We start from the raw sequence: 25,297 nt of genomic DNA on the forward strand, positions 1-25,297 counted from the left end.
TTTTGCCGCCGGATCCCGTAATCGTGGTGGTTTATTAGCACTGCCCCTCCCCGGGGCGGGGGTAACTTTCTTTGCTGCTGCAAAGAAAGTCACCAAAGAAAGCAGCTTTCTCACCGCCCGCGGTCACACGCACGTTGGCCACTCTTCTCCTCCAAGGCGGCACTCGCCTAAGTGTCGCCCTCACAGGACCAATCGGGCTTGGATCGCGCACGGTCTGACACGCCATAACTTCGAACACACTGGTTCAGCGCGAAATAGCTTCGGCACAGCGCTACGCGCTGCCGTGGGGTATGCGAGGGAAACCAGCGAACACGAATGCACTCGCAGACCCGATTAACTCGTTGGCCGCGAAGCGGGCTGGAGCTTGAAATGGCTGTACCAGTTTGTTAAGCGGTGCGATGTGACGGACCGTGCGCGATCCAAGCCCGATTGGGCTTGTGAGGGCACTCTTTAGGCGAGTGCCGTTCCCCGAGGAGAAGAGTGGCCAACGTGCGTGTGACTGCGGGCGGTGACAAAGCTGCTTTCTTTGGTGACTTTCTTTGCAGCAGCAAAGAAAGTTACCCCCGCCCCGGGGAGGGGCAGTGCTAATAAACCGACAACAAAACGGGATCCAGCGAAAAAAAGAATCAATACATCCCAGCCGCAACCCGCCCCACCTCCCCAATTCCCACCTCGAAGATACGCTGAAAAAACGGCATCAAATTCGGCACCATGAGCTGCAGCAACAGCAACCCGACGAGCATCGTCACAGGAAACCCGACCTGAAAAATCCCGATTTGCGGCGCAGCGCGATTAAGAATCCCGAGCGCGAGATTCGCGATCAACAACGCCGCCACAATCGGCAACGCCAGCAGCAACCCCGTAGAAAACACACTACCGCCATAGCCGACCAAAACCCGCCACCCCTGCGCATGCGACGCCGCCGCCACGACATTCGCCTCGATCGGCACGCTCTGAAACGTCGCGACGAGCGCACTGATGAGCTGCAAATGCCCATCGAAGACGAGAAACGCGAGCATCGCAAGGGTATTGAGGTATCGCGAAACGACCACCGCATTCCCACCAGCGCGCGGATCGTAAAGCATCGCGAAACCCAGGCCCATCTGCTGCCCGATGAACTCGCCCGCCGCATCGACCGCCGCGAACGCAATCTGCATCACCATGCCGATAGCCGCACCGATCAAGAACTGATTGACGATGATCCACACCCCCGCCGCGGAAAACACCGTCGCCTCCGGCATGGCCGGCAAGGTAGGCGCGACGATCAGCGAGATGAACGCGGCGAGCGCAATCTTCACGCGCATCGGAATCGCCATGTGGCTCAGCACGGGCGCGGTCGCAATCAGCGCAAGGATCCGCACGAACGGCCACAGAAACGCCGTGAGCCAGCCGTTCAGTTGCGCGTACGTGACGGAGAACATCAGCCGCTCACGCCCGGCGCGATGGTGAAGACCGAGCGCATGTAGTCGAGCAGCGTCGACAGCATCCACGGACCCGCGATGACGAGCGTCACCGCCACCGCGATCAGCTTCGGGATGAAAGACAAGGTCGATTCGTTGATCTGCGTCGCGGCCTGAAACAGGCTCACGACCAGACCGACCACGAGCGCGACCAGCAACAGCGGCGCGGCAAGCAACAAGGCGACGTACATCGCCTGATGCGCCATCGTCATGACGGATTCTGGCGTCATTTCACACTCTCACGAAATCAGGAAACGAAGCTCTGCGCAAGCGAGCCGATCAGCAACTGCCAGCCATCGACGAGCACGAACAGCATCAGCTTGAACGGCAGCGCGATGGTCGTGGGCGACACCATCATCATGCCCATCGACATCAGCACGCTCGCCACCACCATGTCGATGATGAGAAACGGAATGAAGATCGTGAAGCCGATCTGAAAACCCGTCTTCAGCTCGCTCGTGATGAACGACGGCACGAGCAGCGAGAGCGGCACGTCCTCGGGACCGTTCATCGGCGCGGCCTTCGAAATGCGTGCGAAGAGCGCGAGATCGGATTCGCGCGTCTGCTTCAGCATGAACTGCTTGAACGGCGCGACGCCGCGCGTCACCGCCTGGTCCATCGCGATCTGGCCTTCGGAGAAGGGCTTGTACGCGTCGTTGTAGGCGCGGTCGAGCACGGGCGACATCACGAAGAACGACAGAAACAGCGCGAGTCCTACGAGCACCTGATTCGGCGGCGTGCTCGACGTGCCGAGCGCCTGACGCAGCAGCGACAGCACGATGATGATGCGCGTGAAGCTCGTCATCATCAGCACCATCGCGGGGAGGAACGAGAGCATCGTCAGCAGCAGCATCGTCTGCACGCTGAGCGAGTACGTCGTGCCGCCGTTCGGGCCGGGACTGGTGTTGAAAGCCGGCAAGCCTGCCGTGCTCTGCGCGAAGGCGAGATACGGCATCGAGCCGATGAGAACCGGAAGCGCGAGCTTCGCCACGCGCACGATATGACGACTGACCTGCATTACTTGCTCCCGCCGACGATGCTTGCGAGGGCATCGAGAATGCGCTGACCTTGAATGACGACGAACGTGATAGCCATGAAATCCTGCCTCTTTCGATAGGATGAATTCTCGGCGATCGCGATATCGGACGATGGCGCGAAAAGAGGGGGAAACCCGCGCCAACTCGTTCTATTGGTAAACGGCGGCTGTAAACGCAAATCGGGCGCGGTCCTTTCGAACCGCGCCCGATTTAACGACCCATCCGCCTTACTTGACGAACTTCTGGAGCCGCTTGTTCGCTTCGCCGGCGAGGGCGTCGCGAAATCTCGCGCCGAAGCTGCCGGACGACGCTGCCGGAATGCCGACGCCTTCCACTTCCGCCGATCCCGCGGGCATCGTGTGCAGGAGCCGTACGTTGCCCGGACCCGCGCCGAGCACGAGCCACGTATCGCCGACTTCGACCACCGCGACGCGCTCCTTGTTGCCGAGCGATGCGCCGCCGACCACCTTCACGAGCCCCGAGCGCTTGCCGCCGTGCAAGCCGAACTTGCGCGCGAGCCACGCGCAGCCGAACACGAAGCCGATCACGACGACGAGCCCGACGAGCGTTTGCAGCACCGCGCCGAAGCCGAGCGACGGCACCGCGGTGCCCGCGCCGACGCCCGATGCGATCTGCGCGGCGTGATTCACCGCGTTCATGTCCGCGGCGTGGGCGAGAAGAGGCGCGCAGAAGAGCAGCGCGGCGGCGAAGCGTTTCATCGATTCAATTTCCGGATACGTTCCGACGGCGTGATGATGTCGGTCAGGCGAATGCCGAACTTGTCGTTGACGACGACCACTTCGCCCTGCGCGATGAGACAGCCGTTCACGAGCACGTCCATCGGTTCGCCGGCGAGGCCGTCGAGTTCCACGACCGAACCTTGCGCCAGTTGCAGCAGGTTGCGGATCGCGATCTTCGTGCGCCCGAGTTCCACCGTCATCTGCACGGGGATGTCGAGAATCATGTCGATGTCATTGCGCGTCGACGGCGGCGCGGCCTTCGACAGCGGCTGAAACACGCCGGCGCTCGCCGCGACGGGCACGTCGTTGCCGTTCTGCTCGGCGAGCGCGCTCGCCCAGTCGTCCATCATGAGCTCGTCGCTCTTTTCGTCCGCGCCGGGCGAACCCGGCAGCGTGCCTTCCTGCATCAGGTCACTCATATCCACCTTCCTTCATCGTGTCGGTCGCGCTGATCATCTTCTGTACGCGCAGCGCGTATTGACCATTGAAAATTCCGTAGCCGCATTCCATGACCGGCACGCCATCCACTTTCGCGACGACCTGCTCCGGTATGTCGATCGGCAGCACGTCGCCCGCGCGCATGTTCAAGATCTGCTCGAACGACGAGCGGATCTCGGCAAGATCCACCGACAGTTCGACTTCCGCCGTCTGCACCTGCTGCGACAGCACGCGCACCCAGCGGCGGTCCACTTCGAGCGCTTCGCCCTGGATCGGCGAGGAGAGCACGTCGCGAATCGGCTCGATCATCGAGTACGGCATGCAGATGTGCAGCGTGCCGCCCGTCGAGCCGAATTCGATCGTGAACTGCGTCACGATGACGATCTCGTTCGGCGTCGCCACGTTCGCGAACTGCGTGTGCATCTCCGAGCGCATGTATTCGAACTGCAGCGGCTTCACGCTGCGCCACGACGTCGCGTAGTGCTCGAACACGAGATTGAGCAGCTTGCTGATGATGCGCTGCTCGGTCTGCGTGAACTCGCGGCCTTCGACGCGCGTGTGAAAGCGCCCGTCGCCGCCGAACAGGTTATCGACCACGAAGAACACGAGGTTCGGATCGAACACGAACAGCGACGTGCCGCGCAGGGGCTTCACGTGGACGAGGTTCAGGTTCGTCGGGATCGGCAGATTGCGGGTGAACTCGCTGTATTTCTGCACCTTCACCGGGCCGACGGAAATTTCCGCCGAACGCCGCATGAAGTTGAAGATGCCCACGCGCATGAGGCGCGCGAAGCGGTCGTTAATGATTTCGAGGCCGGGCATCCGGCCGCGGACGATGCGTTCCTGCGTCGCGATGTTGTACGGACGTACGCCGGCGGGTTTTTTCTCGTCAGCTTCCTGATCGATTTCGCCGGTGACGCCTTTGAGGAGGGCATCGACCTCCTCCTGCGACATGAACTCTTCGTGGCCCATGGCTCTTTACTCGTTGATGCGGCCGTTACTGAACGACGAATTCGGTGAACAGCACTTCTTCGATGCGCACCGGTTTTTCCGTGGTGCTCGCCGCCGTCTCGACTGCGGCGCGCAGTTCGCCTGCGAGCTGCCTTTTGCCGTCGACGGATGCGAGATCGTCGGGGCGTTTGCCGGAGAGCAGGAGCAGCACGCGGCTGCGGACTTCGGGCATGTGCTCGGTGACGAGCAACTGGACCTTTTCGTCCTTCAGCTTGAGCGTGAGACCGGCGCGGAGATAGTGCATGGCGCCGTCGTCGGATTGCAGATTCACGGTGAGCGATTCGAGCGGGAAGAACACGGGCGGCGGTTCCGGAGCGGGCTTGGCCGGGCCGTGATTCTTGCCGAGGAAGAAGTAGGCGCCTCCGGCTCCCGCGCCGAGAAGCACGATCGCGCCGACGGCGATGATCAGGATCTTTTTGAGCTTGCCGCTCTTCGCGGGAGCGATGGGTTGCTGGTTTGCAGTCGTGGTAGCCATTTGCTTGCCTCTTTCGATAGGGTGAATTGTTGGCTATCGGGGTGTAAAGCGATGGGTCGAACAGAGGGGGGATTTGGGGTTATTCCAGCTTTTTGCCCTGCGCGGGCTTGGCGTTTTTTGGTTTGGTTTTGGCTTTTTTTTGCCGGATCCCGTATTCGTGGTGGTTTATTAGCACTGCCCCTCCCCGGGGCGGGGGTAACTTTCTTTGCTGCTGCAAAGAAAGTCACCAAAGAAAGCAGCCTTCTCACCGCCCGCGGTCACACGCACGTTGGCCATTTTTCTCCTCCGGGAATGGTCCTCGCCTAAAGAGTGCCCTCGAAGGACTAACCGGGCGTGGATCGCGCACGGTCTGACGAGCTAGTTCCCACAGGGCGCTGGTTCAGCACCAAATAGCTTCGGCACAGCGCTACGCGCTGCCGCTGGGTATGCGAGGGAAACCAGCGAATACGAGTGCACTCGCGTACCCGCTCTTCCCATCGGCCGCGAAGCGGGCTGGAACTTGAAATGACTGTACCGGTTCGTTAAGTGGTGCGATGTGACGGACCGTGCGCGATCCACGCCCGATTGGGCTTGTGAGGGCACTCTTTAGGCGAGGGCCGTTCCCCGAGGAGAAGAGTGGCCAAACTGCGTGTGACCGCGGTCGGTGAGCTGCTTTCTTTGGTGACTTTCTTTGCAGCAGCAAAGAAAGTTACCCCCGCCCCGGGGAGAGGCAGTGCTAATAGACCGACATGAAAACGGGATCCGGCGAATCAAAAAACTCAAGCAAACGTATCGACAAGCCCCACAGTACGCCTCACAGGCACACTCACACTCACACCACCAGCACCAACCGCTCCCGCGACACCACCAATCCCCCGCCCACCAGGGCCAGAGGAAGCAGAAGAACCACCCCGCTCACCCCCATTCTGCTGCCGCGCAAACGCCGACCCATCCGAAACAGAAGCGCTCCCAAGGCTGATGCCATTAGCCTCCATCGCCTCCCGCAGCTTCGGCATGGCGGCCTCGACCGCCTCCCGCACCTGTTGATGCTGCGACACGAACAACGCGTGCGCGTGATTCTCCGAAACCTGCAACGTCACCTGCAACGGCCCGAGATCCTTCGGATTCAGCGTGAGTTCAGCGCTCTGCTGATCCGCCTTCGAAAGAAACACGACCTTCTGACTGAACGCATCGTCCCAGCCCGATGCGCCCACGTGCGGTGCGATCGCCGCGCTCGTCGCCGACGCCATCGCGCCCTGCGGACTCGATACCGCCGCATTCGCCGATGCCGACTGCATCGCCACCGCATGCGCGGCCGCATCGGCGGCCTGCTTGTAGGCGGCGGTCGCGGCGTCCGCCGGTGTCGTGGCTGCGGCCTGCGCGCTTGCGAGCGCGGCTGCGTCGGCGGCTTTGTCGTCGATCTTCGTGTTGGCCACAAGCCCGATCAGGCTCGCGCCCTTTCCGCCCTTGCCCAGGAGACCGCCTTCCTCGTCGCCCTTCACGCCCTCGCGTGCGCTCGATGCCGCGCCATGCACGGGCGCCGGATTGGCCTGCGCATTGTTGAGCGCCGCCAGCGCCGCCTGCAACGCATCCTGCGCGGATTTCGCATCGCCGGGCTTGTGCGTCTCGCCCGTGGACTTCGCGTCATCGGTCGAGGTCGAGGCGTTCGCCGTCACCTGCGCGGCCGCATCGGTCAGATCGGCGAGCGTGGCGTCGGTGTCGTCGGCATTCGCGGCGTCGGCGCGCGCTTTCGCCTGCGCTGCGGCGGCGGCATCGGCGGAAGAATGGGCCGGTTGCGCCGGCGCGGGCTTCGATGCGTCCGCCGTCTCCGGCTTGTCCGTATTCTTCGATGCCTCTTTCGGCGCATCCGCGTGATCGGGCTTCGACGCGGCCTGCGTGTCCTCGCTCGACGACTTCGCCGATGCGCTGTCATCCGGCTTCGGCGCGTCATGCACGCTCGACTTGTCGGACGATGAATCCGCCAGCGCCTGCGCGGCCTGCGCGTCGGCATGGGCCTTGTCAGCGATGTTTTGCAGCGTCATGCCGAACGAAGCGCCCGCGCTCGCCGCGCGTTTGCTTGCGGCCTGAGAAGACGACGCCGCGCCGGAAAGCGCGCCCAGAAGAGAAACGGAGGACATGAAAAGTCTCTTAGCAAAAAATTTGGATTACGACGAAGCCCGCTCGGCGCGCATGCGCAGAATCTTCGCGGCGTGCTCGTCGGACTCGCGCTGCTCGACGCGCGCGGCCTTCTTCGCGAGCATCGCCTCGCCGCGCGCAGCCAGCACTTCGTAGCTGCCGAGCTTCTGTTTCTTGAGACGCCAGTCGGGCTTGGCCGACTCGATGCGCTGGTCCGCCATGATGAGCGCCGTGCGCTGCTGCGCAATCGCGTTATCGAGCGTGTCGACGAACGCCTGGAAATTGCGCAGCGTCTGCGCCGTGGTGCCTTCCTGCGCCGATGCCGTGAACCGCGCGTGATACTCGTCGCGATACGTCACGAGCGAATTGAGCTGCGTCTCGATTTCGTCTCGCTCCTGCTGGAGCTTGCCGAGTCGTTTCGTGGCGGCGTCGAGTTCCTCTTCGGCGAGTTCGATGAGCGTGTTGATCGGCAGATTCTTGGACATGGCGTGGCGGTCCCGTATGGTCTTTATGCTTTCTTGTGACGAATGCTTTGGATACTAGTCGAAAACTATTCGAACAGTTGATTCAACATCGCGATGCTCGGCTCGAACGGCGCCTCTTCGCGAAACCCTTGCTGCAAGAACGACTCCATGCGCGGATACAGCGCGATGGCGCGATCGAGCAGCGCATCGCGGCCGCTCGAATACGCGCCCACGTTGATGAGATCCTTGTTGCGCTGATAGCGCGACAGCATCTGCTTGAAAAGACGCACGCGCTCCAGATGCTTGTCGTCGATGAGCGCGGTCATCGCACGGCTGATCGATTGCTCGATGTCGATGGCCGGATAGTGTCCCGCCTCGGCAAGCGACCGGTTCAGCACGATATGGCCGTCGAGGATCGCGCGCGCCGAGTCAGCGATCGGGTCCTGCTGATCGTCGCCTTCGGTGAGCACGGTGTAGAACGCCGTGATCGAACCGCCGCCTTCCGGGCCGTTGCCGGTGCGCTCGACGAGCGCGGGCAGCTTTGCGAACACCGACGGCGGATAACCCTTCGTCGCGGGCGGCTCGCCGATCGCAAGCGCAATCTCGCGCTGCGCCATCGCGTAACGCGTCAGCGAATCCATCAGCATCAAGACGTGCTTGCCCTGGTCGCGGAAATATTCGGCGAGCGAGGTCGTGTAGGCCGCAGCCTGCATCCGCAGCACGGGCGAAACATCCGCGGGCGCGGCGACGACCACCGAGCGCGCGAGACCGTCCTCGCCCAGAATCTGCTCGATGAACTCCTTCACTTCGCGGCCGCGTTCGCCGATCAGCCCGATCACGATCACTTCCGCGCTCGTGTAGCGCGCCATCGTTCCGAGCAGCACCGACTTGCCCACGCCCGAGCCCGCGAACAAGCCCATGCGCTGACCGCGTCCGACCGTCAGCAGCGAATTGATCGCGCGCACGCCGACATCGAGCACCTTGTGAATCGGCTCGCGGTTCAGCGGATTGATGACCGGCGCGGACAGCGGCGCATCGACTTTCGCGCCGAGCGGGCCGAGGCCGTCGAGCGGGCGGCCCGACGCATCGACCACGCGGCCGAGCATTTCCCAGCCGACGGGCAAACGCTTCGCGCCCGCCATCGGATCGTTGATCGGCGCGCTTTCGAGCGGATAGACGCGCGCGCCGGGCAGCAAGCCGCCCATTTCCGTGGTCGGCATCAGAAAGAGCTTGTCGCCCGCGAAGCCGACGACTTCGGCTTCGGCGGTCGGAATCGCGCTGCCCGGCGGCAGTTCGATCATGCATTCGGCGCCGACGCCCATCTTGAGGCCGACGGCTTCCAGCACGAGACCGGCCGCGCGCGTCAGGCGCCCGCACGGACGCAGCGGCTTCGCGATCGCATTGCGCGAGCGCAGCGCGTCGAGCTTCTCGCGCCACGCGTCGATATGCGGATTGCCGGCGATATCGGCCAGTTCGGCGATGGTGCGCGCAGCAAGCGTGTCGGGCTCGGTGTCGAAGTCGTCGTCGGCGGCGAGCGGGCCGAACGATGCGCGCGCGAGTTCCTGTTCGAGCGCGGAGAGGCCATCCTGCGTGATCCTTTGGTTCACCACGGCTTGTTTCTCCCCAAAGCGGCCACGACGCGCTCCCAGCGCGACACGTTGGTCGAGTCGATCTCGCCGGTCGCGGCGTGCGCCTTGCAGCCGCCGCGCTCGACGATCGGGTCCGGGCGCACGGTCCAGCCCGCGCCTTCGAGTTCGTCTTTCAAGTACGCATCGACGATCGGCATGTCGGCGGGATTGACGACGAGCGTCGGATCGCCCGCCAGCGCCGGTTCCGCGGCGATCACCTCACGCGCCACCGCGACGAGCGCGGTCGGATCGAGCGCGAGATGCTGGCGCACGACCTGCTGCGCGATATCGACGGCGAGTTCCGCAAGCGATTCCGCGATGGCGGCGTCGGCGGCCTGCAACGCGGTCTTGAACGCGTCGGCGATCTCGGCGATACGCGCGGCCTGAGCCAGCGCTTCCTTGCGGCTGTCGTCGAAACCCTTCGCTTGGCCTTGCTCGTAGCCGGCCTGATAGCCGAGCGCCTGGCCCGCGACATGGCCCTTCGCGAGCCCTTGCTGATACGCGTCTTCCTCGACGCGGCGCAGGTGCGCTTCGAGCGCGGCCTGTTCCGCCGCGCCGTCGTCGGCCTTGACTTCGACCGGATCGAACGACGCCATCTCCCAGCGCTGATAAGCCGAGAGCGGCGCCTTCTGGATGCGCGCATCAGACATACGCGTCCTCCGCCTTGCCGCCTAGCTGGATCTGACCGTTTTCCGCGAGATTGCGGACGATCTGCAGGATCTTGCGCTGCTGCTGCTCGACTTCCGACACGCGCACCGGACCGCGCGAATCGAGGTCTTCCGCGAGCAGTTCGGCCGCGCGCTGCGACATGTTCGACAGGAACTTCTGGCGCAGCGCGGGCTGCGCGCCCTTCAGCGAGACGATCAGCGTTTCCGACTCCACTTCCTTCAGCAGCAACTGGATCGCGCGGTCTTCCAGATCGAGCAGGTTCTCGAACACGAACATCTGGTCGATGATCTTCTGCGCGAGTTCCGCGTCGTATTCGCGCACGTTCGAGATGACGCCTTCTTCGTGATTGCTCGACATGAAGTTGAGAATCTCGGCCGCCGTGCGGATACCGCCCATCGGCGCGCGCTTCAGGTTGTCGCTGCCGGAGAGGAGCGTGGTCAGCACGTCGTCGAGCTCGCGCAGCGCCGCGGGCTGAATGCCGTCGAGCGTCGCGATGCGCAGGAGCACGTCGTTGCGCAGGCGGTCGGTCAGCAGCGAAACGATTTCCGACGCCTGATCGCGGTCCAGGTGTACGAGAATCGTCGCGATGATCTGCGGATGCTCGTTCTTGATGAGTTCCGCGACCGCGCCCGAGTCCATCCACTTCAGGCCTTCGATGCCGCTCGTGTCGCTGCCTTGCAGGATACGGTCGATCAGCGCGCCGGCCTTGGTTTCGCCGAGCGCCTTCGTCAGCACCGAGCGGATGTACTCGCTCGAATCGAGCGAGAGCGCGGTGTGCTGCTCCGCCTCGCTGACGAATTCGGTCAGCACGTTGTCGAGCTGCTCGCGGGTGACGTTCTTCAGCGCCGCCATCGTCGCGCCGATCTTCTGCACCTCGCGCGGCGCGAGATACTTGAATACTTCGGCGGCTTCTTCCTCACCGACGGACATCAGGAGGAGAGCGGCTTTGTTCAGGCCTTCAGCGTTCATCGGACACCCAGTTCTTTACGACCGTCGCAACGATTCTCGCGTCCTGACGCGCCACCATGCGCGCGTAGTCGAGATTGCGATCGAATTTGGCTTTCTTGCTTTCATGACCGAGCAGACTCACCTCGGCATCCTTGTCTTCGTCCAGCTTCTTCGCGCCCTCGGCGGCGGGGCCGTCGAGCAGCGAAAGTTCATCCGGCGCGGCGAGCGTCGGCGCGGTTTCGGGCGGCGGCGGGAAGGCGCGCTTCATCGCCGGCTTCACCATGCTGAAGTACAGGAACAGCCCGACGATGCCGATGCCCGCGTACTTCGCCGCCTGCACGCCCCACGCGATCATCTGCGGGGTGCGCCACCACGGCGCTTCGGGCGTCACGTTCAGATCGGCCGAGAAGGCGCTGTTCACGACGTTCACCGAGTCGCCGCGCTTCTCGTCGAAGCCCATCGCGTCCTTGACGAGCTGCTGGACCTGAGCGAGCTTGTCGGCGGCGAGCGGCGTCATCGTCACGTTGCCCTTCGCATCGACCTTCTTTTCGTAATTGACGACCACCGCGACCGAGAGCCGCTTGATGCCGCCCGTCGCCTGCTCGTAGTGACGCACGGTGCGGTCGACTTCGTAGTTCGTGGTCGTGTCCTTGCGCTGGTTCTGCGGCCCGGTCTTCGCGGTGGCGGCGGCGCCCGACGCGGCGGCATCCACCGGCGCGGAAGCCGGCTGCGGCGGCTGGTTCGACAGCGCGCCCGGCACGCCGCCGATGCTGCTGCCGCCGGTTTCGCTCGATTCGCTCGACTGCTGGCTGCGGATCGCCGTGTTCTGCGGGCTGGCGTTCGGGCCGTAGCTCTCGGCGGTCTGCTCCAGCTTCGAGAAGTCGATGTCCGCGCTCACTTGCGAATGCGCGTTGCCCGCGCCGAAGAGCGGCGAGAGGATCGCGTCGATGCGCTTTTGCGTGTTGTGTTCGATCTGCTGCACGTACTTCAGTTGCGACGCGTCGAGGCCGTTCGCGGCGCTCTGGCTCGTGAGCAGGTTGCCGTCCTGATCGACGATATTGACGTTCTTCACCGGCATGTCCGCCACGCCCGAGGCGACCATGTGCGCGATCGCGACGACCTGGCCTTCGTCCAGCACGCGGCCCGGATACAGATTGACCATCACGGAGGCGGTCGGCAGTTCCTTGTCGCGCACGAAGACGGAAGGCTTCGGAATCGCCAGATGCACGCGCGCCGACTTCACCGACGAAATCGAGCCGATCGTGCGCTCCAGCTCGCCTTCGAGCGCGCGCTGATAGTTGATCTGCTCGGCGAACTGGCTGATGCCGAACTTCTGGTTGTCCATCAGCTCGAAGCCGACCGAACCGCTTTTCGGCAGACCCTGGCTCGCAAGGCGCAGACGCGTTTCGTGAACCTGCTCGCCCGGCACGAGAATGGCGCCGCCGCCGTCGGACAACTTATAGGGAATGTTGCCCTGCTGGAGCGCGGCAACGATTGCGCCGCCGTCCCGGTCGGAGAGATTCGAGAACAGCACGCGATAGTCCGGCTGGCGCGACCACATGACGAGGCCGGCGACCACCATCACCAGAATCGCGACCGCCACGATGAGCGGCACGCGCGGATTCGAGCGGAACTGGTTGAGCATCGGCACGCGCTGCGTGAAGCCGCCGAAGTCGGCGCCTCCCGCGAGGCTCGGGCCCGCAGCGGCCGTAGCGGCTGCGCCCGGTTGCGCGCCCGCCAGGCCCATTCTGGCGTCGGGCGTGATCAGTGAGTTGTTGGGCGTATCCATTTAGCGTCGAGGCTCCGAATCTTTGCTTCCCCTGCGGCCGCCCGACTTTTAATAAGCGGCGGTAGAGGACTTTTCACGATGGGGATTATCCGCAGAAGATTGCAAGTCGATTCGGCGAATAGAGCGGGGTTTTCCCCGTTCTTCCGGTGCTTTGAAAATCCGTCCGCTGCTAATCTTTTTCGTACTCGGACACCCTCCCCAAACGCGGCCCGAGCATCAGGTCCCCGCCACGAGCGCGCCGGCTTTTCCCTGTCATCCGGAGTCAACATGAACTTTCCGATCAATCCGCTTTCCGCCGCTCTCTCGGCGATTTCGTCGATGGCGTCGCAAGCCGCCGGCGGCGCCGGCGCGGCCTCGACCGTCGCGTCGGGCGCCATCGCGGACAGAACCGGGACATCGGGCGCGGCGAGCGCCGGCAGCTTCGCCGATGCACTGAAAACGTCGATCGACAAGATCAGCGATACCCAGACCAAGGCGCTCAGCCAGGCCCACGCATTCGAGATCGGCGCGCCGAACGTGTCGCTCAACGACGTGATGGTGGACATGCAGAAGGCGAACGTGGGCCTGCAGTTCGGGCTTCAGGTGCGCAACAAGCTCGTCTCGGCCTACAACGACATCATGCAGATCTCGGTCTGATCCAAGGCTCCCCGCGCGATCCCGCCCTTTAACGCCCCAATGGCGTCTAGAGCCTTGCGTCCTAAAGCTTTTCCGCGTTTCTCCGATAACCCCGATAACGGCACGGCGAACGATGGCTCGCCCGTATGGGCGGGCAGCGCGCTCGCGTGCACCGGCTTTACCGGACCCACACGCATCAGGACGAGAGGCACGGCGTCGGCATGAAGCTCGCGGACGCCGCGGCATCGCACAAGGAGAACCGAGAGATGTATTCGCCAGGACACGCTGGAGCCAGCGCCTACGCACGCGTGGGCGTTCAGACAGGGGTGATGGGCGCGAGCCCGCACCGTCTGATCGTGATGCTGTATCAGGGCGCGCGCCAGGCGATCGCGCAGGCGCGCATGCATCTGCAGCAGAAAAACGTCAGCGCGCGCGGCATGGCGGTCGGCAAGGCCATCAGCATCATCGAGAGCGGATTGCAGCAGGCGCTCAACAAGGATGCGGGCGGCGAGATCGCCGAACGTCTGGACGCGCTCTACACGTATATGTCGCGCCGGCTGCTCGAAGCGAACCTGAAGCAGGACGAGTCGATGCTGGTCGAGGTCGACAACCTGCTCGCGACGCTCGAAGAAGCCTGGGTGGGAATTGGACCGGAAGTGGCGCAAATGACCGCGGCGCCCGTTTGACGGGATTGCGCGTCGACTGCCTCGAAAGTATGAAGACGACACAAGAATATTTCGCCCATTACGAAGCCATCGCGGCGATTTCCGGCCAGATGCTGGCGGCCGCGCACGGCGGCGAATGGAGCGAGCTGAAGACGTTGCAAGGCACTTACCGCGACTTGATCGAGCAGTTGAGGGAAGTGGATTCCGGCTCGGAACTCGACGAGAACGCCCGGGCGCGCAAGCTGGACCTCGTGAAGAAGATTCTCGCCGACGACGCCGCGATCCGCGATCTGAGCTCGCCGAGCCTCGCGCGCCTGTCGGCGCTCTTCACGGTCAACAGTCCCGCGCGCGTACTGAAAAAAATGGTCGGCCTGCGTTAGGCCGTTCGCGCCCGGCCACGCCCGGAGCGCCAATGAGGATGTGGGCATGACTGGACTCGACACCGCGATCGCAACGCTGCTCGCCAGCCGCACCGAGCTCCTCATGTCCGCGATTCGCGCGCCGAACGGCGTCGCCGGCGGCGGCGTGACCGGCGCGAGCGTCGGACAGACGACGACGCAGACGGACACCGCGCAGTTCGTCGGGCCGGCGGCGGGCGGTGCGACGCCGGCGGCATCCGCGCAAACCGAGCTTTCCAGCGTTGCGCGCACGCTCGACGTGATTTCGCGCTTCGGCGGCGCGGCCCCCGCATTGACCGGCGACGCCCCGCTCTGGCCGACTCCGCCGCGTCCCGCGAGCGCTTTCGCCGCGCTCACGACCGGCCTCTTCGATACCGCTTTCTCCGCCAATGCCGCCGCCGTCGCGGCCGCGCGCGCCGCGACGCAGAATCTGCCGCCGCTGCCCGCCGCCGTGCTGGCTGGCGCGCTGGCTAAAACCGTCGGCGAAAGCGGACTCTTCTACGAATCGCATCTGATGCAATGGCTCGCGGGCCAGCGCAGCGCGGCGTCGCTCGCCAGCGAGCCGCAAGCGCGCGCCGACGCCCGCTCGATGGCCCTGCCGCTCGATTTCGCGAACGCCGCAACGAACGGCGACACCGGCCTCGACGACGCCCGCGCCGCGCAACTCGCGCCGGATCCGCCCGATTTGCACGCGGGCGCGCGCGCCGTCGCGACGCCGCAGAATCCGCAGCAGGCCGCGGCGCTGGCGGCATCCGTGCGCGATGCGCCGCCCGCCGCGCTGTCGAATTCGCAAAGCGGCAACCCGACCGGCGCGGGCGCGCAAAGCGCGCAGCCGAGCCAGCACGAATCCGCGCTGCAGGCGTCGATCGCGGCGGGTATTCATCCGGCGACGCTCAATGTCGTGCGCCAGCAACTCGACGTGCTCGCCAATCAGCAGTTCCGATGGCAGGGCGAGGCGTGGCCCGGCACGCGCTTCGAATGGGAAATCGCGCGCGAACCGCGCGATCCGCGCACGATGGCCGACGAAGCCGCCGACGAACGCGCGTGGCGCACGCGCATCACCTTGTCGCTGCCGGCGCTGGGCACGATGGACGCCGAACTGGTCCTGACGGGCGACAAGCTCGTCGCGCGCATCCGGGCCGGCGATTCGGGCGCGCGCCGTCTCGCCGCCGAGGGCGAAGCGTTCGCGCGCCAGCTCGAAGCGGCGGGCATCGCACTGGCGTCGCTTTCCGTGCGTTCCATGGACGGCGTCACCGATCTCGCGCTTACCGGCGACAAACCCGCCGCGAAGAAACCGCTGCGCTCGCCGCTGGAGCATCTTTTCCGCTCACCGGACGGCGACGGAGGCGGAGCATGAGCGCCGATCAACCGCTCTACACGCGCAAGCAGGCGACGGCGCTCGCCTACGAGGCGGGCAATCGCGAGTCGACACCGCGCGTGGTCGCGAAGGGCTACGGCATGGTCGCTGAAATGATCGTGCAGCGCGCGAAGGAAGCGGGGCTGTACGTGCACGAATCGCCCGAAATGGTGTCGCTTCTGATGCAGGTCGATCTGGACGCGCATATTCCGCCCGCCTTGTATCAGGCGGTGGCGGAATTGCTGTCGTGGGTTTACCGGCTGGAAAACGAAGAGCCGATGCGGGAAGCGGGCAGGCTCGCGCGCTAGATCGCGAATGCCCGCGTCACGATCGCCGCATGATCGAAGCGTGCCGGCAGCGTTCCATACACGCGCCCCGTATCGCCGCGCGCATCGCCCAGACGCGTGTCGATGAAGGCATCGGCGACTTCCTGCGGCGCATGCCGCGCAAGCAGCACGCCTTGTGCGCACAACGTCAATTGCTGCGCGATGCGCCGCGCCGACGCTTCACGCGCGGCCGGATCGCCCGTGAGCATGTCCGATAACGACGACAGCGCGCCCGCCAGCGCCGGATGCGCGCCCGCCGTCGTCTTCCAGTCGTCGAAGAGCGCGTGCGCGGCGTCCCGTTCGCGCTCGAACGCGCGCAGCACGTCGAGGCACATGACGTTGCCCGAGCCTTCCCAGATCGAATTGACGGGTGCCTCGCGATAGAAGCGCGCCATCGGCCCCGTTTCGACATAGCCGTTGCCGCCCCAGACTTCCATCGCCTCGCCGGTGAATTCGAGCGCGCGCTTGCAGACCCAGAACTTCGCGGCGGGCGTCACGATGCGCCGCCACGCCCGCTCGGCGAGCGCGCCATCCGGCGCGGCGCTCTGCTCGAACGCGCCCGCGAGGCGCATGAAGAGCACCGTCGCCGCTTCGGATTCGAGCGCCAGATCAGCGAGCACGTTGCGCATCAAGGGCTGATCGACGAGATGCGCGCCGAACGCACTGCGGTGCCGCGCGTGATGAATCGCCTGCGCGAGCGCCGCGCGCATCAGCGCCGCGCTGCCGATCACGCAATCGAGCCGCGTGAAATTCGCCATCTCGATGATCGTCGGCACGCCGCGTCCCTCGTCGCCGATCATCACGCCGTAGGCATCGAGAAACTCCACTTCGCTGCTCGCGTTCGAGCGATTGCCCAGCTTGTCCTTCAGGCGCTGAACCTGGACCGCGTTCTTGCGGCCGTCGGGCGTGAAGCGCGGCACGTAAAAGCACGACAGGCCGCCTTCGTCGGCGGTGCGCGCGAGCACCAGATGGGCGTCGCATTGCGGCGCGGAGAAGAACCACTTGTGCCCGACGAGCCGATACGCGCCGCCGCGCCCCGATGCCGCGCCCGCGATGGCATGCGCGCGCGTGCGGTTGCTGCGCACGTCCGAGCCGCCCTGTTTCTCGGTCATGCCCATGCCGATCAGCATCGAATGCTTGCCGGCCTCCAGCGGAATGTCGCGCGAATCGTGCTCGCGCGACAGCAGCGGATGCGCGATCCGCGCGAACAGATCCGGCTCGTTGCGCAGCACCGGAATGCTCGCGAAGGTCATCGTGATCGGGCACAGCGAGCCCGATTCGAGCTGCCCGTGCAGATAGTAGCCGGCGCAGCGCGCGGCCATCGATCCGGCGCGCGCCGACGGTTCGAACGGCAACGCGTGCAGCCCTTCGTGACGCAGACGCCGCAGCAGTTCGTGCCACGCCGGATGAAACTCCAGCGCATCCACGCGCACGCCGCGCGAGTTGTGCGTCGCGAGTTCCGGCTCGTGCCGGTTGGCGAGATCGGCCAGCGCGACGACATCCGGCTGAGTGAGCGCCATGCCGTCGCGCGATAGTGCTTGCGCGTGCCATTGCGCGCCTTCCCGCCCGAGCGCCGCGACGAGCGCCGGATCGAACGCGAAAGCGTCGTAGCCGACGAGCGGCGGGGCCTGATTCGTGACTTCGTGTGTCTGCCCGAACGGGCGGTCAGCGGGATCGGCCATCGTCGGTCTCCTTTTGACGCGCGCGAAAGGCCGGCGCGCGGTTTTGTCACTGTCGGGCGGGCGCAACGGTCGGTCTGGGCCGATCGGCCATTCCGGCGCCATCTCGAATTCAAGAATCATAGGCCGCACGCGCGTTGGACGGGTAGAGGCATCGTTCTTTTCGGAATCGGGCGTGCTTTTCTTATGCGCAGTCCTAAAGCGCCAATTGCTGAGATAAATCCGATTGTTATTCCCTCCCCGATGACGTGCAGGACCCCGAACCTATAATCGGCACGCCTATTTCTCCGGCAGATGCAACAACGCCTTTCAGGGAAGCAGTCTATGAGCATCAACCTCAATCAACTCGTACAGGGCGCTTTGACAGAAAGCGTGCTGCAGAATATTGCCGGGCGCATCGGCTGTGCGCCGGAATCGGCCATGCGCGTGGTCTCGCTGTGCGGCCCGGCGCTTATCGGCGCGATGATGAACAAGGCGTCGTCGCTCGAAGGCGCGCGCAACCTGTTCGCGTCGATCATGTCGCCGGCGACGAACGCGCACATCGCGGAAGAGTTGCCGCATTTCGCCGCGCACGACGATGGCTTTAGAACGCTCATCGACACGAGCGCGAAAACCGATCAGGCGATCGCCTCGCACGACAGCCTGAACCTGCTCGCCGAGCGTGTCGCGGAATACACGGGCGTGGCGTCGAGCGCCACGCGCACGCTGACCGGCGTGGTCGGCGCGACGCTCTTCGGCGTGCTCAAGCGCTATTTGACGCAGCACAACGGTCATCCCGGCCAGCTCCCGACGCTGCTCGGCCATCAGTTGCCGGTGGTGCGCGCGAACCTCACCGACACGTTCGCGCATGCGCTCGGGCTCGGCTCGGTCGGCGCGTTCCTCGCGGGCGTCGCATCGCGGCTGAAAGCGGTATCCGCGCATCTGGAGCATCCGTCGACGCACGAGGCGGCGGCGTTCCCGCAGCAGGTGGAAACGCACGTCACGCACGAGCAGCCCGTCCAGGAGAAGGCGAGCAAGAAGAAATGGTGGTGGATCGCGCTTGCCGCCGCGCTTGCGCTGCTCGCGATTCTGCTCGGACGCGGTTGCTCGACGGAGAAGACGGAGCAGGAAGCGGCGCCCGCGGCAACGCCTGAAGCGACTTCCGAGGCCGTTTCGGCCGCGGCGGTCGAGTCGAACGCATCGGCTGTATCGGTTGCGTCGGATTCGGCGGCCGCCGCGACGCCGGGCAAGGATTCGACGATGTCCTTCGTCGTGGACGCAGCCGGCATTCCCACGCTGAGCGCCACGGTTCACAGCGAAGCGGAACGTAGCCAGGTGATCGATACGCTCGCGGCGAAGCTCGGCGCGGACAAATTCCACGCGAACATCACCGTCGATCCGGACACGAAGCCGGCCTCGTGGATCGCCAAGCTCGAAGGCCTGCTGCCGGTCATGGCGCTGCCGGGCGCGAAAGTGAGCGTCACGGGCGAGACGATCGATCTCGGCGGAAGCGCCGCCGACGCGAAGCTCGGCTGGCTGGACAGGCTGAAGGCCTTCTTCGGCGCCGGCTGGACGATCGGCTCAAGCGAAAGCACGCCGGCGGCGCGCACGTTGGCTGCGTCCGACGCGCAAGCTGCCGCGGCCTGCGCCGCCGCCGACATCGCCAAGCACATGAACGCGCATCCGATCAACTTCGGCTTTGCATCGAACGCCTTGCCGCGCGCAGCGCTGAACGATCTCGCGGATTCGGCGAAGTCGCTGACGGAGTGCGGCACGGCAGGCACGCCGATCAAGCTGCAGATCGGCGGTTACACGGATAGCACCGGCGACCCGGCAGCGAACCTGCGTATCTCGAAACAGCGCGCGGAGACGGTGCGCAAGTACCTGATCCAGCACGGCGTGAAGGCGGACACGCTCTCGGTGGAAGGTTTCGGCGACGCGCAACCGATCGGCGACAACACGACGCCCGCAGGCCGCGCGGCGAATCGCCGGATCGAGTTCAAGGAAGTGAGCTGATTCGGAAAAGGCCCGCAGGCCGTTTCGAATGACGCGCCGGCCCGCTTATCGCGGGCCGGCGCGTTTTGTTTTGGCGCTCGGCGGGTCATGATTCCGGCTCGCCGCGCCGGGCGCGCGGGAAGCCATCGGCCATGAAATCCTCGTCGAGATTCGCAGGCAGCATTTCGCGCGCGACCTCGATCCACGCGCGCGCCGCGTGCGACAGATAACCGTTGCGCCGCCAGCCGAGCGCCATGTCCCAGTGAATCTCGGGCGCGACGACGCGACGGCAGGTGAACGCGTCGGCGTCGAGGCGGCGGCAATAGGGCGCCGGCAACAGCGCAATGCCGATGCCCGCCTGCACGAGCGCCGCCATGAAATCCCAATGCCCGCTGCGCCCGACGATCGTCGGCGCAAAACCGGCCTCGCGGCACGCGTTGAGCACGACATCGTTCAAGGCGAGGCTCTCGCCGTAGAACACGAACGGCTCGGCGGCGAGATCGGTGAGCGCGACTTCGCGCGCTTGGTCCCAGCGCGAGCCTTTCGGCGCGACGAGCCAGAGCACTTGCCGGCTGACGGGCAACACGTCGAAGACTTCGGTGTTCACGGGCTGCAGCACGCCGCCCAGTTCGAGTTCGCCATCGATCAGCGCGGCCTCGATCGCCTTCGATCCGCGCTCGAACAGCTTGAGCTCGACCTTCGGATAGCGTTGCCGGAACGCGGCGATGGCCGGCGTGAAGAGCGCACCGCCCATCGGCGGAATGCCGATCGTCAGCGTGCCGCGCCCGAACGTGCCGAGATCGTTGAGTTCGGCTTCGAGCCGCGCGTGGGCGGCCAGCACCTCGACGCCGCGCTGATAGACGATCTGCCCCGCATCGGTCAGCACCATCTGACGGCCTTCGCGCAGAAGAAGCGGCGAGCCGACTTCATCCTCCAGCGACTTCACCATTTTGCTGATGGTCGGCTGCGTCACGAACATGTGCTCGGCGGCGGCGGTGAAGCTCTTCTGCTTCACGACCTCGATGAAGTACCGCAAGGCGCGCAATTCCATCGTCGGCTCCGAAATTCCAGTTTGGAATGATTTAGATAAGGTTAAGTCATTTTTATTATGCGAGGGGCGCCCATATACTCGGACTACGGGATAACCCTAATCAATCGCATTCAACGTAGAAGAGCCCACATGTCCGCCGTCCTCTCGACCAAAACGCCTTCCGCTTTCGGACGCTTCGTGCGCATCGCGTCGCAGTCCGCCGTGCTTGCGGCCATCTGGGCGGTGGCCGACTTCGTCGCGCGCAAGCTGGCGCTGCCGTTGCCTGGCGGCGTGATCGGCCTCGTCGCGCTGCTCGCGCTGCTGTTTTGCGGCGGAATCGCGCCGCGCTGGGTGAAGGCCGGCGCCGACTGGCTGCTCTCCGACATGCTGCTGTTTTTTATTCCGGCGGCGGTGGCGGCGGTGCAGTACGGCGGTCTTTTCATGGAAGACGGCTGGCGGCTTGCGCTGGTTGTCGTCGGCGGAACCTTGATGGTGATGGTCGCAGTCGCGTTCGCCGTCGACCGTGCGGCGCGCCTCGAACGCCGGCTCGCGCTGCGCCGCGCGCTCGTGGCGCGGCATGCGGCCCGCGCCTGATTACGCCGTCATGAACCACTTTCTCGATTCCCTTCTCGAAGACGACGCCGCGCGCCTCATCGCGGCGGGCTGCTTCGTGCTGACCGTTGCGCTGTATTTCGCGGCGAAACATCTCTATACGCGTTTCAAACGGCCGTGGCTCACGCCGCTGCTGGCGGTCCCGGCGGTGCTCGCGCTCGTCGTCGTGATGGCGCGCATTCCGTACTCCGTCTATTACGCCGATACGCGCTGGCTGATGTGGCTGCTCGGCCCGGCGACGGTTGCGTTCGCGGTGCCGATCTACGAATACCGCGCGCTCATCAAGCGGCACTGGATTTCGCTGACGGTCGGCGTGACGGTCGGCATTCTGGTCGCGGTCGGCGGATCGCTGATGCTCGCGAAGCTGCTGCATCTGTCGCCGGAATTGCAGCGCAGCCTCGCGACGCGCTCCGTTTCGACGCCTTTCGCGCTCGCCGTCTCCGACAAGATCCACGCGCCGAAAGATCTCACGGCGCTGTTCGTGATCGCGACGGGCGTCTGCGGCATGCTGTTCGGCGAAATCGTCCTGGCGCTCGTGCCGTTGCGCACGCGGCTCGCGCGCGGCGCGTTGTTCGGCGCGGCCGCGCACGGCGTCGGCACGGCGAAGGCGCGCGAACTGGGGAGCGAAGAAGGCGTCGTCGCCAGTCTCACGATGATGATCGCCGGCGTCGCGATGGTGCTGCTCGCGCCGGTGTTGTCGGTGTTGCCGTTCTGATCGCGAGCAGCGAGACTTTGCTACAATCTGCGTTCGCTTCCGAGGAGCGTTGCGACGGCCTTTCAGTACGACAGTACATGGCCGCCAGGCTCGGAAGCTTTCAATCCGGACGGTTCGAAAGCGCCAGAAAAAGCGCCCGCTGAGCCACCGCATTCGAACGGCGCTCACGTCAACATTTCTAGTACTTTTTAGAAAGGAGGGCGTGATGAACGCCGCAGTTCTCGATTCCAAAGATTCCAAGGATTACGTCGTCGCCGACATGTCGCTGGCCGCATGGGGCCGCAAGGAACTCGACATCGCCGAAACGGAAATGCCGGGTCTCATCCAGACGCGCGAAGAGTACAAGGCGCAGCAGCCGCTGAAGGGCGCGCGCGTCGCCGGTTCGCTGCACATGACGATCCAGACGGGCGTGCTGATCGAAACGCTCACCGCGCTCGGCGCCGACGTGCGCTGGGCATCGTGCAACATCTTCTCGACGCAGGATCACGCCGCCGCCGCCATCGCCGCGGGCGGCACGCCGGTGTTCGCGTTCAAGGGCGAGTCGCTCGACGAGTACTGGGAATTCTCGCACCGCATTTTCGAATGGCCGAACGGCGAATTCGCCAACATGATTCTCGATGACGGCGGCGATGCCACGCTGCTGCTCATTCTCGGCGCGAAGGCGGAGAAGGACCGCTCGGTCATCGCCAAGCCGACGAACGAGGAAGAAGTCGCGCTGTACAAGTCCATCGCCAAGCACCTCGACGCCGATCCGAAGTGGTACTCCACGCGCCTCTCGCACATTCAGGGCGTGACGGAAGAAACGACCACGGGCGTGCATCGCCTGTATCAGATGGAGAAGGAAGGGCGTCTGCCGTTCCCGGCCATCAACGTGAACGATTCGGTCACGAAGTCGAAGTTCGACAACCTGTACGGCTGCCGCGAGTCGCTCGTCGACGGCATCAAGCGCGCCACCGACGTGATGATCGCGGGCAAGATCGCGGTCGTCGCGGGTTACGGCGACGTGGGCAAGGGCTGCGCGCAATCGCTGCGCGGCCTGGGCGCGACCGTGTGGGTCACGGAAATCGATCCGATCTGCGCGCTGCAAGCCGCGATGGAAGGCTACCGCGTCGTGACGATGGAATACGCCGCGAGCCGCGCCGACATCTTCGTGACGGCGACGGGCAACTACCACGTCATCAACCACGACCACATGAAGGCGATGCGCAACAACGCGATCGTCTGCAACATCGGTCACTTCGATTCGGAAATCGATATTGCTTCCACGCGCCAGTACACGTGGGACAACATCAAGCCGCAGGTCGACCACATCGTCTTCCCGGACGGCAAGAAGATCATCATTCTGGCTGAAGGGCGTCTGGTGAACCTCGGCTGCGCAACGGGCCATCCGTCGTTCGTGATGTCGAACTCGTTCACGAACCAGACGCTCGCGCAGATCGAACTGTTCACTCAAGGCAAGAAGTACGAGAACAAGGTCTACGTGCTGCCGAAGCATCTCGACGAGAAGGTCGCGCGTCTGCACCTCGGCCGCATCGGCGTGGAACTGACGGTTTTGAGCGACGAGCAGGCCGGTTATATCGGCGTCGACAAGAACGGCCCGTTCAAGCCGAACCACTACCGCTATTAATCGCCTGAGCGGCGGCGTTCGTCCGCACGGGTGCGAACAGTTGAAGATCGCACCCGCGCGGCGCATGCAAGCTGACGCCTCAAACCCGGAGAACCCTCGATGACCTTGCTGCTGACATGGCTGATCAACGCGCTCGCGCTTCTGATCATCACGTATCTGGTGCCGTCGATTCACATTCGCAGTTTCGGCACGGCGCTCATCATCGCGGTGGTGCTCGGACTCATCAATGCAGTGCTGAGGCCGGTGCTTATCATCCTCACGCTGCCGGTGACGGTACTCACGCTCGGACTCTTCATTCTGGTGGTGAACGCGCTCTGCTTCTGGCTGTGCTCATCGCTGCTGAAGGGCTTCGAAGTGTCGGGGTTCTGGTCCGCGTTCTTCGGCTCGATTCTGTACAGCATCGTGTCCTGGCTGTTGTCGGCACTCATATTCGGGAACCGCAACTTCGGCTAGACGGACTGCCGCCGCTCGAGTCCTCATCATCATGAAACCGATCGAACTCTCATTCGAGTTTTTCCCGCCGAAGACGCAGGAAGGCGTGGACAAGCTGCGCGCTTCCCGCGCCGAACTCAAGAAGTTGTCGCCCAAGTTCGTCTCCGTGACGTTCGGCGCGGGTGGCTCCACGCAGCAAGGCACGCTCGACACCGTGCTCGAAATGGCCGCGGAAGGTTTCGAGGCCGCGCCGCATCTGTCGTGCATCGGGTCGTCGAGAGACAACCTGCGCGCGATCCTCGCCAATTACCGCGAGCACGGCATTCGCCATATCGTCGCGTTGCGCGGCGATCTGCCTTCGGGCATGGGCGAAGTCGGCGAGTTGCGCTATGCGTCGGAACTCGTGGCGTTCATCCGCCAGGAGCACGGCGACTGGTTCAACATCGAAGTGGCCGCGTATCCCGAGTTTCATCCGCAATCGAGATCGCCGCGCGCCGATCTCGAAAACTTCGCGCGCAAGGTGAAGGCGGGCGCAAATTCGGCGATCACGCAGTACTTCTTCAACGCGGACTCGTACTTCAAGTTTGTCGAGGAAGCGCGGAAGCTGGGCGTCGACGTGCCGATCGTGCCAGGCATCATGCCGATCACGAACTTCTCGCAACTGATGCGCTTCTCCGACATGTGCGGCGCGGAAGTGCCGAAGTGGGTCGCGCGCCGGCTCGAAAGCTTCGGCGACGACCGCGAGTCGATCCGCGCGTTCGGCGTCGATGTGGTGACGGGTCTGTGCCGCCGTCTCATCGACGAAGGCGCGCCCGGCCTGCATTTCTACACGCTCAACGGCGCCTGGGCGTCGAAGATGATTTGCGAGCGGCTCGGCTTCAAGAGCGTCTGACCTGCATCAATGTTGTTCCCGCGCGGCGCTCGCCGCGCGGTTCTTTCCTCTCCCCTTCAAATTCCGCCCTTTTTGCGCGCTCTCGCGCCCTGACGCGCAATATTTCGTCCTCCGGTCTATCACTTAAACGCATGGCCGATAACGTGCCCTTATCGAAGCGCGGCCGGCGGCAAACGATAGTGGGGAAAACCAAGAACGCAT

At 64.6% G+C, this 25,297-nt stretch carries 26 protein-coding genes and 1 riboswitch; of the genes, 11 read left to right on the forward strand and 15 right to left on the reverse strand.

Going from position 1 to position 25,297, the window contains the following annotated elements; translation table 11 throughout:
• Positions 1–626: 626 nt before the first annotated feature.
• The 13 genes from fliR to fliF form a co-directional block, all read right to left on the reverse strand.
• Positions 627–1,421: a flagellar biosynthetic protein FliR gene (fliR, locus tag LY284_RS13690; RefSeq protein WP_233386771.1), complete on the reverse strand. Its 795-nt coding sequence runs from the start codon at positions 1,419–1,421 to the stop codon at positions 627–629.
• Entirely contained in the window at positions 1,421–1,690 is a 270-nt protein-coding gene (gene fliQ, locus LY284_RS13695; RefSeq protein ID WP_014192628.1) for a flagellar biosynthesis protein FliQ, read from the reverse strand. The genes fliR and fliQ overlap by 1 nt, the downstream gene beginning before the upstream one ends.
• 17 nt (positions 1,691–1,707) lie before the next feature.
• On the reverse strand, positions 1,708–2,478 hold the full coding sequence (gene fliP, locus LY284_RS13700; RefSeq protein WP_053567159.1) for a flagellar type III secretion system pore protein FliP: 771 nt from the start codon (positions 2,476–2,478) through the stop codon (positions 1,708–1,710).
• Between the two features lie 246 nt (positions 2,479–2,724).
• The gene (fliO, locus tag LY284_RS13705; RefSeq protein WP_041730816.1) at positions 2,725–3,216 is read right to left on the reverse strand and encodes a flagellar biosynthetic protein FliO; all 492 of its coding nucleotides are present in this window, start codon (positions 3,214–3,216) and stop codon (positions 2,725–2,727) included.
• Positions 3,213–3,656, reverse strand: a complete 444-nt coding sequence (gene fliN, locus LY284_RS13710; protein WP_041730814.1) for a flagellar motor switch protein FliN — start codon at positions 3,654–3,656, stop codon at positions 3,213–3,215. The genes fliO and fliN overlap by 4 nt, the downstream gene beginning before the upstream one ends.
• Positions 3,649–4,647, reverse strand: coding sequence for a flagellar motor switch protein FliM (fliM, locus tag LY284_RS13715; protein ID WP_014192624.1), 999 nt, complete (start codon positions 4,645–4,647; stop codon positions 3,649–3,651). The genes fliN and fliM overlap by 8 nt, the downstream gene beginning before the upstream one ends.
• Positions 4,648–4,672: 25 nt before the next feature.
• Entirely contained in the window at positions 4,673–5,161 is a 489-nt protein-coding gene (fliL, locus tag LY284_RS13720) for a flagellar basal body-associated protein FliL (RefSeq protein ID WP_014192623.1), read from the reverse strand.
• A gap of 758 nt (positions 5,162–5,919) precedes the next feature.
• Positions 5,920–7,278, reverse strand: coding sequence for a flagellar hook-length control protein FliK (locus tag LY284_RS13725; RefSeq protein WP_233386773.1), 1,359 nt, complete (start codon positions 7,276–7,278; stop codon positions 5,920–5,922).
• 27 nt (positions 7,279–7,305) lie between these two features.
• Positions 7,306–7,761 (reverse strand): flagellar export protein FliJ, encoded by a 456-nt coding sequence (gene fliJ / locus LY284_RS13730; RefSeq protein ID WP_045451435.1) that lies wholly within the window; start codon positions 7,759–7,761, stop codon positions 7,306–7,308.
• A 65-nt stretch (positions 7,762–7,826) separates the two neighbouring features.
• Positions 7,827–9,350, reverse strand: coding sequence for a flagellar protein export ATPase FliI (fliI, locus tag LY284_RS13735; RefSeq protein WP_233386775.1), 1,524 nt, complete (start codon positions 9,348–9,350; stop codon positions 7,827–7,829).
• A complete protein-coding gene (gene fliH / locus LY284_RS13740) occupies positions 9,344–10,018 on the reverse strand; it encodes a flagellar assembly protein FliH (RefSeq protein WP_233386777.1) in 675 nt (224 codons plus the stop codon). Before fliH ends, fliI begins: the two co-directional genes overlap by 7 nt.
• On the reverse strand, positions 10,011–11,006 hold the full coding sequence (gene fliG / locus LY284_RS13745) for a flagellar motor switch protein FliG (RefSeq protein WP_014192618.1): 996 nt from the start codon (positions 11,004–11,006) through the stop codon (positions 10,011–10,013). The genes fliH and fliG overlap by 8 nt, the downstream gene beginning before the upstream one ends.
• Positions 10,996–12,774 carry a flagellar basal-body MS-ring/collar protein FliF gene (gene fliF, locus LY284_RS13750; protein WP_045451426.1) on the reverse strand — a complete coding sequence of 593 codons (1,779 nt, stop codon included), beginning with the start codon at positions 12,772–12,774 and terminating at the stop codon, positions 10,996–10,998. Before fliF ends, fliG begins: the two co-directional genes overlap by 11 nt.
• 267 nt (positions 12,775–13,041) lie before the next feature.
• On the opposite strand from fliF, the gene fliE reads away from it, so the two are divergent.
• The 5 genes from fliE (at position 13,042) to LY284_RS13775 (ending at position 16,117) form a co-directional block, all read left to right on the forward strand.
• Complete coding sequence (gene fliE / locus LY284_RS13755) at positions 13,042–13,410, forward strand: flagellar hook-basal body complex protein FliE (protein WP_233386779.1); 369 nt, start codon at positions 13,042–13,044, stop codon at positions 13,408–13,410.
• Between the two features lie 245 nt (positions 13,411–13,655).
• Positions 13,656–14,075, forward strand: coding sequence for a flagellar export chaperone FliS (fliS, locus tag LY284_RS13760; protein WP_014192615.1), 420 nt, complete (start codon positions 13,656–13,658; stop codon positions 14,073–14,075).
• A 29-nt stretch (positions 14,076–14,104) separates the two neighbouring features.
• On the forward strand, positions 14,105–14,434 hold the full coding sequence (locus tag LY284_RS13765) for a flagellar protein FliT (RefSeq protein WP_233386781.1): 330 nt from the start codon (positions 14,105–14,107) through the stop codon (positions 14,432–14,434).
• Positions 14,435–14,480: 46 nt separating this feature from the next.
• Complete coding sequence (locus LY284_RS13770) at positions 14,481–15,809, forward strand: flagellar hook-length control protein FliK (RefSeq protein ID WP_233386782.1); 1,329 nt, start codon at positions 14,481–14,483, stop codon at positions 15,807–15,809.
• Positions 15,806–16,117: an EscU/YscU/HrcU family type III secretion system export apparatus switch protein gene (locus LY284_RS13775; RefSeq protein ID WP_014192612.1), complete on the forward strand. Its 312-nt coding sequence runs from the start codon at positions 15,806–15,808 to the stop codon at positions 16,115–16,117. Before LY284_RS13770 ends, LY284_RS13775 begins: the two co-directional genes overlap by 4 nt.
• Here LY284_RS13775 and LY284_RS13780 read toward each other — a convergent pair.
• The gene (locus LY284_RS13780; RefSeq protein WP_233386784.1) at positions 16,114–17,817 is read right to left on the reverse strand and encodes an isovaleryl-CoA dehydrogenase; all 1,704 of its coding nucleotides are present in this window, start codon (positions 17,815–17,817) and stop codon (positions 16,114–16,116) included. The genes LY284_RS13775 and LY284_RS13780 overlap by 4 nt on opposite strands.
• Before the next feature lie 321 nt (positions 17,818–18,138).
• Here LY284_RS13780 and LY284_RS13785 point away from each other — a divergent pair, with 321 nt between their 5' ends.
• The gene (locus LY284_RS13785; protein ID WP_233386786.1) at positions 18,139–19,809 is read left to right on the forward strand and encodes an OmpA family protein; all 1,671 of its coding nucleotides are present in this window, start codon (positions 18,139–18,141) and stop codon (positions 19,807–19,809) included.
• An 85-nt stretch (positions 19,810–19,894) separates the two neighbouring features.
• Here LY284_RS13785 and LY284_RS13790 read toward each other — a convergent pair whose 3' ends face one another.
• Positions 19,895–20,839 carry a LysR family transcriptional regulator gene (locus tag LY284_RS13790; RefSeq protein ID WP_233386788.1) on the reverse strand — a complete coding sequence of 315 codons (945 nt, stop codon included), beginning with the start codon at positions 20,837–20,839 and terminating at the stop codon, positions 19,895–19,897.
• A gap of 129 nt (positions 20,840–20,968) precedes the next feature.
• On the opposite strand from LY284_RS13790, the gene LY284_RS13795 reads away from it, so the two are divergent.
• From LY284_RS13795 to metF, 5 genes are all read left to right on the forward strand, one after another.
• Positions 20,969–21,412 carry a CidA/LrgA family protein gene (locus LY284_RS13795; RefSeq protein ID WP_045451420.1) on the forward strand — a complete coding sequence of 148 codons (444 nt, stop codon included), beginning with the start codon at positions 20,969–20,971 and terminating at the stop codon, positions 21,410–21,412.
• 10 nt (positions 21,413–21,422) lie between these two features.
• Positions 21,423–22,145, forward strand: coding sequence for an LrgB family protein (locus LY284_RS13800; RefSeq protein ID WP_045452248.1), 723 nt, complete (start codon positions 21,423–21,425; stop codon positions 22,143–22,145).
• A 35-nt stretch (positions 22,146–22,180) separates the two neighbouring features.
• A riboswitch (S-adenosyl-L-homocysteine riboswitch) is annotated at positions 22,181–22,318 on the forward strand.
• A gap of 32 nt (positions 22,319–22,350) precedes the next feature.
• Positions 22,351–23,772, forward strand: a complete 1,422-nt coding sequence (gene ahcY / locus LY284_RS13805; protein WP_014192605.1) for an adenosylhomocysteinase — start codon at positions 22,351–22,353, stop codon at positions 23,770–23,772.
• Between the two features lie 99 nt (positions 23,773–23,871).
• Complete coding sequence (locus LY284_RS13810; protein ID WP_014192604.1) at positions 23,872–24,225, forward strand: phage holin family protein; 354 nt, start codon at positions 23,872–23,874, stop codon at positions 24,223–24,225.
• 31 nt (positions 24,226–24,256) lie between these two features.
• On the forward strand, positions 24,257–25,096 hold the full coding sequence (metF, locus tag LY284_RS13815; protein WP_014192603.1) for a methylenetetrahydrofolate reductase [NAD(P)H]: 840 nt from the start codon (positions 24,257–24,259) through the stop codon (positions 25,094–25,096).
• Positions 25,097–25,297 lie beyond the last annotated feature (201 nt).

This window comes from Caballeronia sp. PC1 (assembly GCF_021353155.1).
In the GTDB taxonomy this organism is placed as follows: domain Bacteria; phylum Pseudomonadota; class Gammaproteobacteria; order Burkholderiales; family Burkholderiaceae; genus Caballeronia; species Caballeronia cordobensis.

Bases quoted from the DNA above. Each gene is read 5' to 3' on its own strand.
- fliM (WP_014192624.1), bottom strand. From the start codon at position 4,647: ATGGGCCACGAAGAGTTCATGTCGCAGGAGGAGGTCGATGCCCTCCTC.
- LY284_RS13765 (WP_233386781.1), top strand. From the start codon at position 14,105: ATGAAGACGACACAAGAATATTTCGCCCATTACGAAGCCATCGCGGCG.
- fliQ (WP_014192628.1), bottom strand. From the start codon at position 1,690: ATGACGCCAGAATCCGTCATGACGATGGCGCATCAGGCGATGTACGTC.
- fliL (WP_014192623.1), bottom strand. From the start codon at position 5,161: ATGGCTACCACGACTGCAAACCAGCAACCCATCGCTCCCGCGAAGAGC.
- fliJ (WP_045451435.1), bottom strand. From the start codon at position 7,761: ATGTCCAAGAATCTGCCGATCAACACGCTCATCGAACTCGCCGAAGAG.
- ahcY (WP_014192605.1), top strand. From the start codon at position 22,351: ATGAACGCCGCAGTTCTCGATTCCAAAGATTCCAAGGATTACGTCGTC.
- LY284_RS13725 (WP_233386773.1), bottom strand. From the start codon at position 7,278: ATGTCCTCCGTTTCTCTTCTGGGCGCGCTTTCCGGCGCGGCGTCGTCT.
- LY284_RS13775 (WP_014192612.1), top strand. From the start codon at position 15,806: ATGAGCGCCGATCAACCGCTCTACACGCGCAAGCAGGCGACGGCGCTC.
- LY284_RS13770 (WP_233386782.1), top strand. From the start codon at position 14,481: ATGACTGGACTCGACACCGCGATCGCAACGCTGCTCGCCAGCCGCACC.
- fliE (WP_233386779.1), top strand. From the start codon at position 13,042: ATGAACTTTCCGATCAATCCGCTTTCCGCCGCTCTCTCGGCGATTTCG.
- fliR (WP_233386771.1), bottom strand. From the start codon at position 1,421: ATGTTCTCCGTCACGTACGCGCAACTGAACGGCTGGCTCACGGCGTTT.
- fliP (WP_053567159.1), bottom strand. From the start codon at position 2,478: ATGCAGGTCAGTCGTCATATCGTGCGCGTGGCGAAGCTCGCGCTTCCG.
- metF (WP_014192603.1), top strand. From the start codon at position 24,257: ATGAAACCGATCGAACTCTCATTCGAGTTTTTCCCGCCGAAGACGCAG.
- LY284_RS13800 (WP_045452248.1), top strand. From the start codon at position 21,423: ATGAACCACTTTCTCGATTCCCTTCTCGAAGACGACGCCGCGCGCCTC.
- fliG (WP_014192618.1), bottom strand. From the start codon at position 11,006: ATGAACGCTGAAGGCCTGAACAAAGCCGCTCTCCTCCTGATGTCCGTC.
- fliO (WP_041730816.1), bottom strand. From the start codon at position 3,216: ATGAAACGCTTCGCCGCCGCGCTGCTCTTCTGCGCGCCTCTTCTCGCC.
- fliS (WP_014192615.1), top strand. From the start codon at position 13,656: ATGTATTCGCCAGGACACGCTGGAGCCAGCGCCTACGCACGCGTGGGC.
- LY284_RS13780 (WP_233386784.1), bottom strand. From the start codon at position 17,817: ATGGCCGATCCCGCTGACCGCCCGTTCGGGCAGACACACGAAGTCACG.
- fliH (WP_233386777.1), bottom strand. From the start codon at position 10,018: ATGTCTGATGCGCGCATCCAGAAGGCGCCGCTCTCGGCTTATCAGCGC.
- LY284_RS13790 (WP_233386788.1), bottom strand. From the start codon at position 20,839: ATGGAATTGCGCGCCTTGCGGTACTTCATCGAGGTCGTGAAGCAGAAG.
- LY284_RS13795 (WP_045451420.1), top strand. From the start codon at position 20,969: ATGTCCGCCGTCCTCTCGACCAAAACGCCTTCCGCTTTCGGACGCTTC.
- LY284_RS13810 (WP_014192604.1), top strand. From the start codon at position 23,872: ATGACCTTGCTGCTGACATGGCTGATCAACGCGCTCGCGCTTCTGATC.
- LY284_RS13785 (WP_233386786.1), top strand. From the start codon at position 18,139: ATGAGCATCAACCTCAATCAACTCGTACAGGGCGCTTTGACAGAAAGC.
- fliF (WP_045451426.1), bottom strand. From the start codon at position 12,774: ATGGATACGCCCAACAACTCACTGATCACGCCCGACGCCAGAATGGGC.
- fliN (WP_041730814.1), bottom strand. From the start codon at position 3,656: ATGAGTGACCTGATGCAGGAAGGCACGCTGCCGGGTTCGCCCGGCGCG.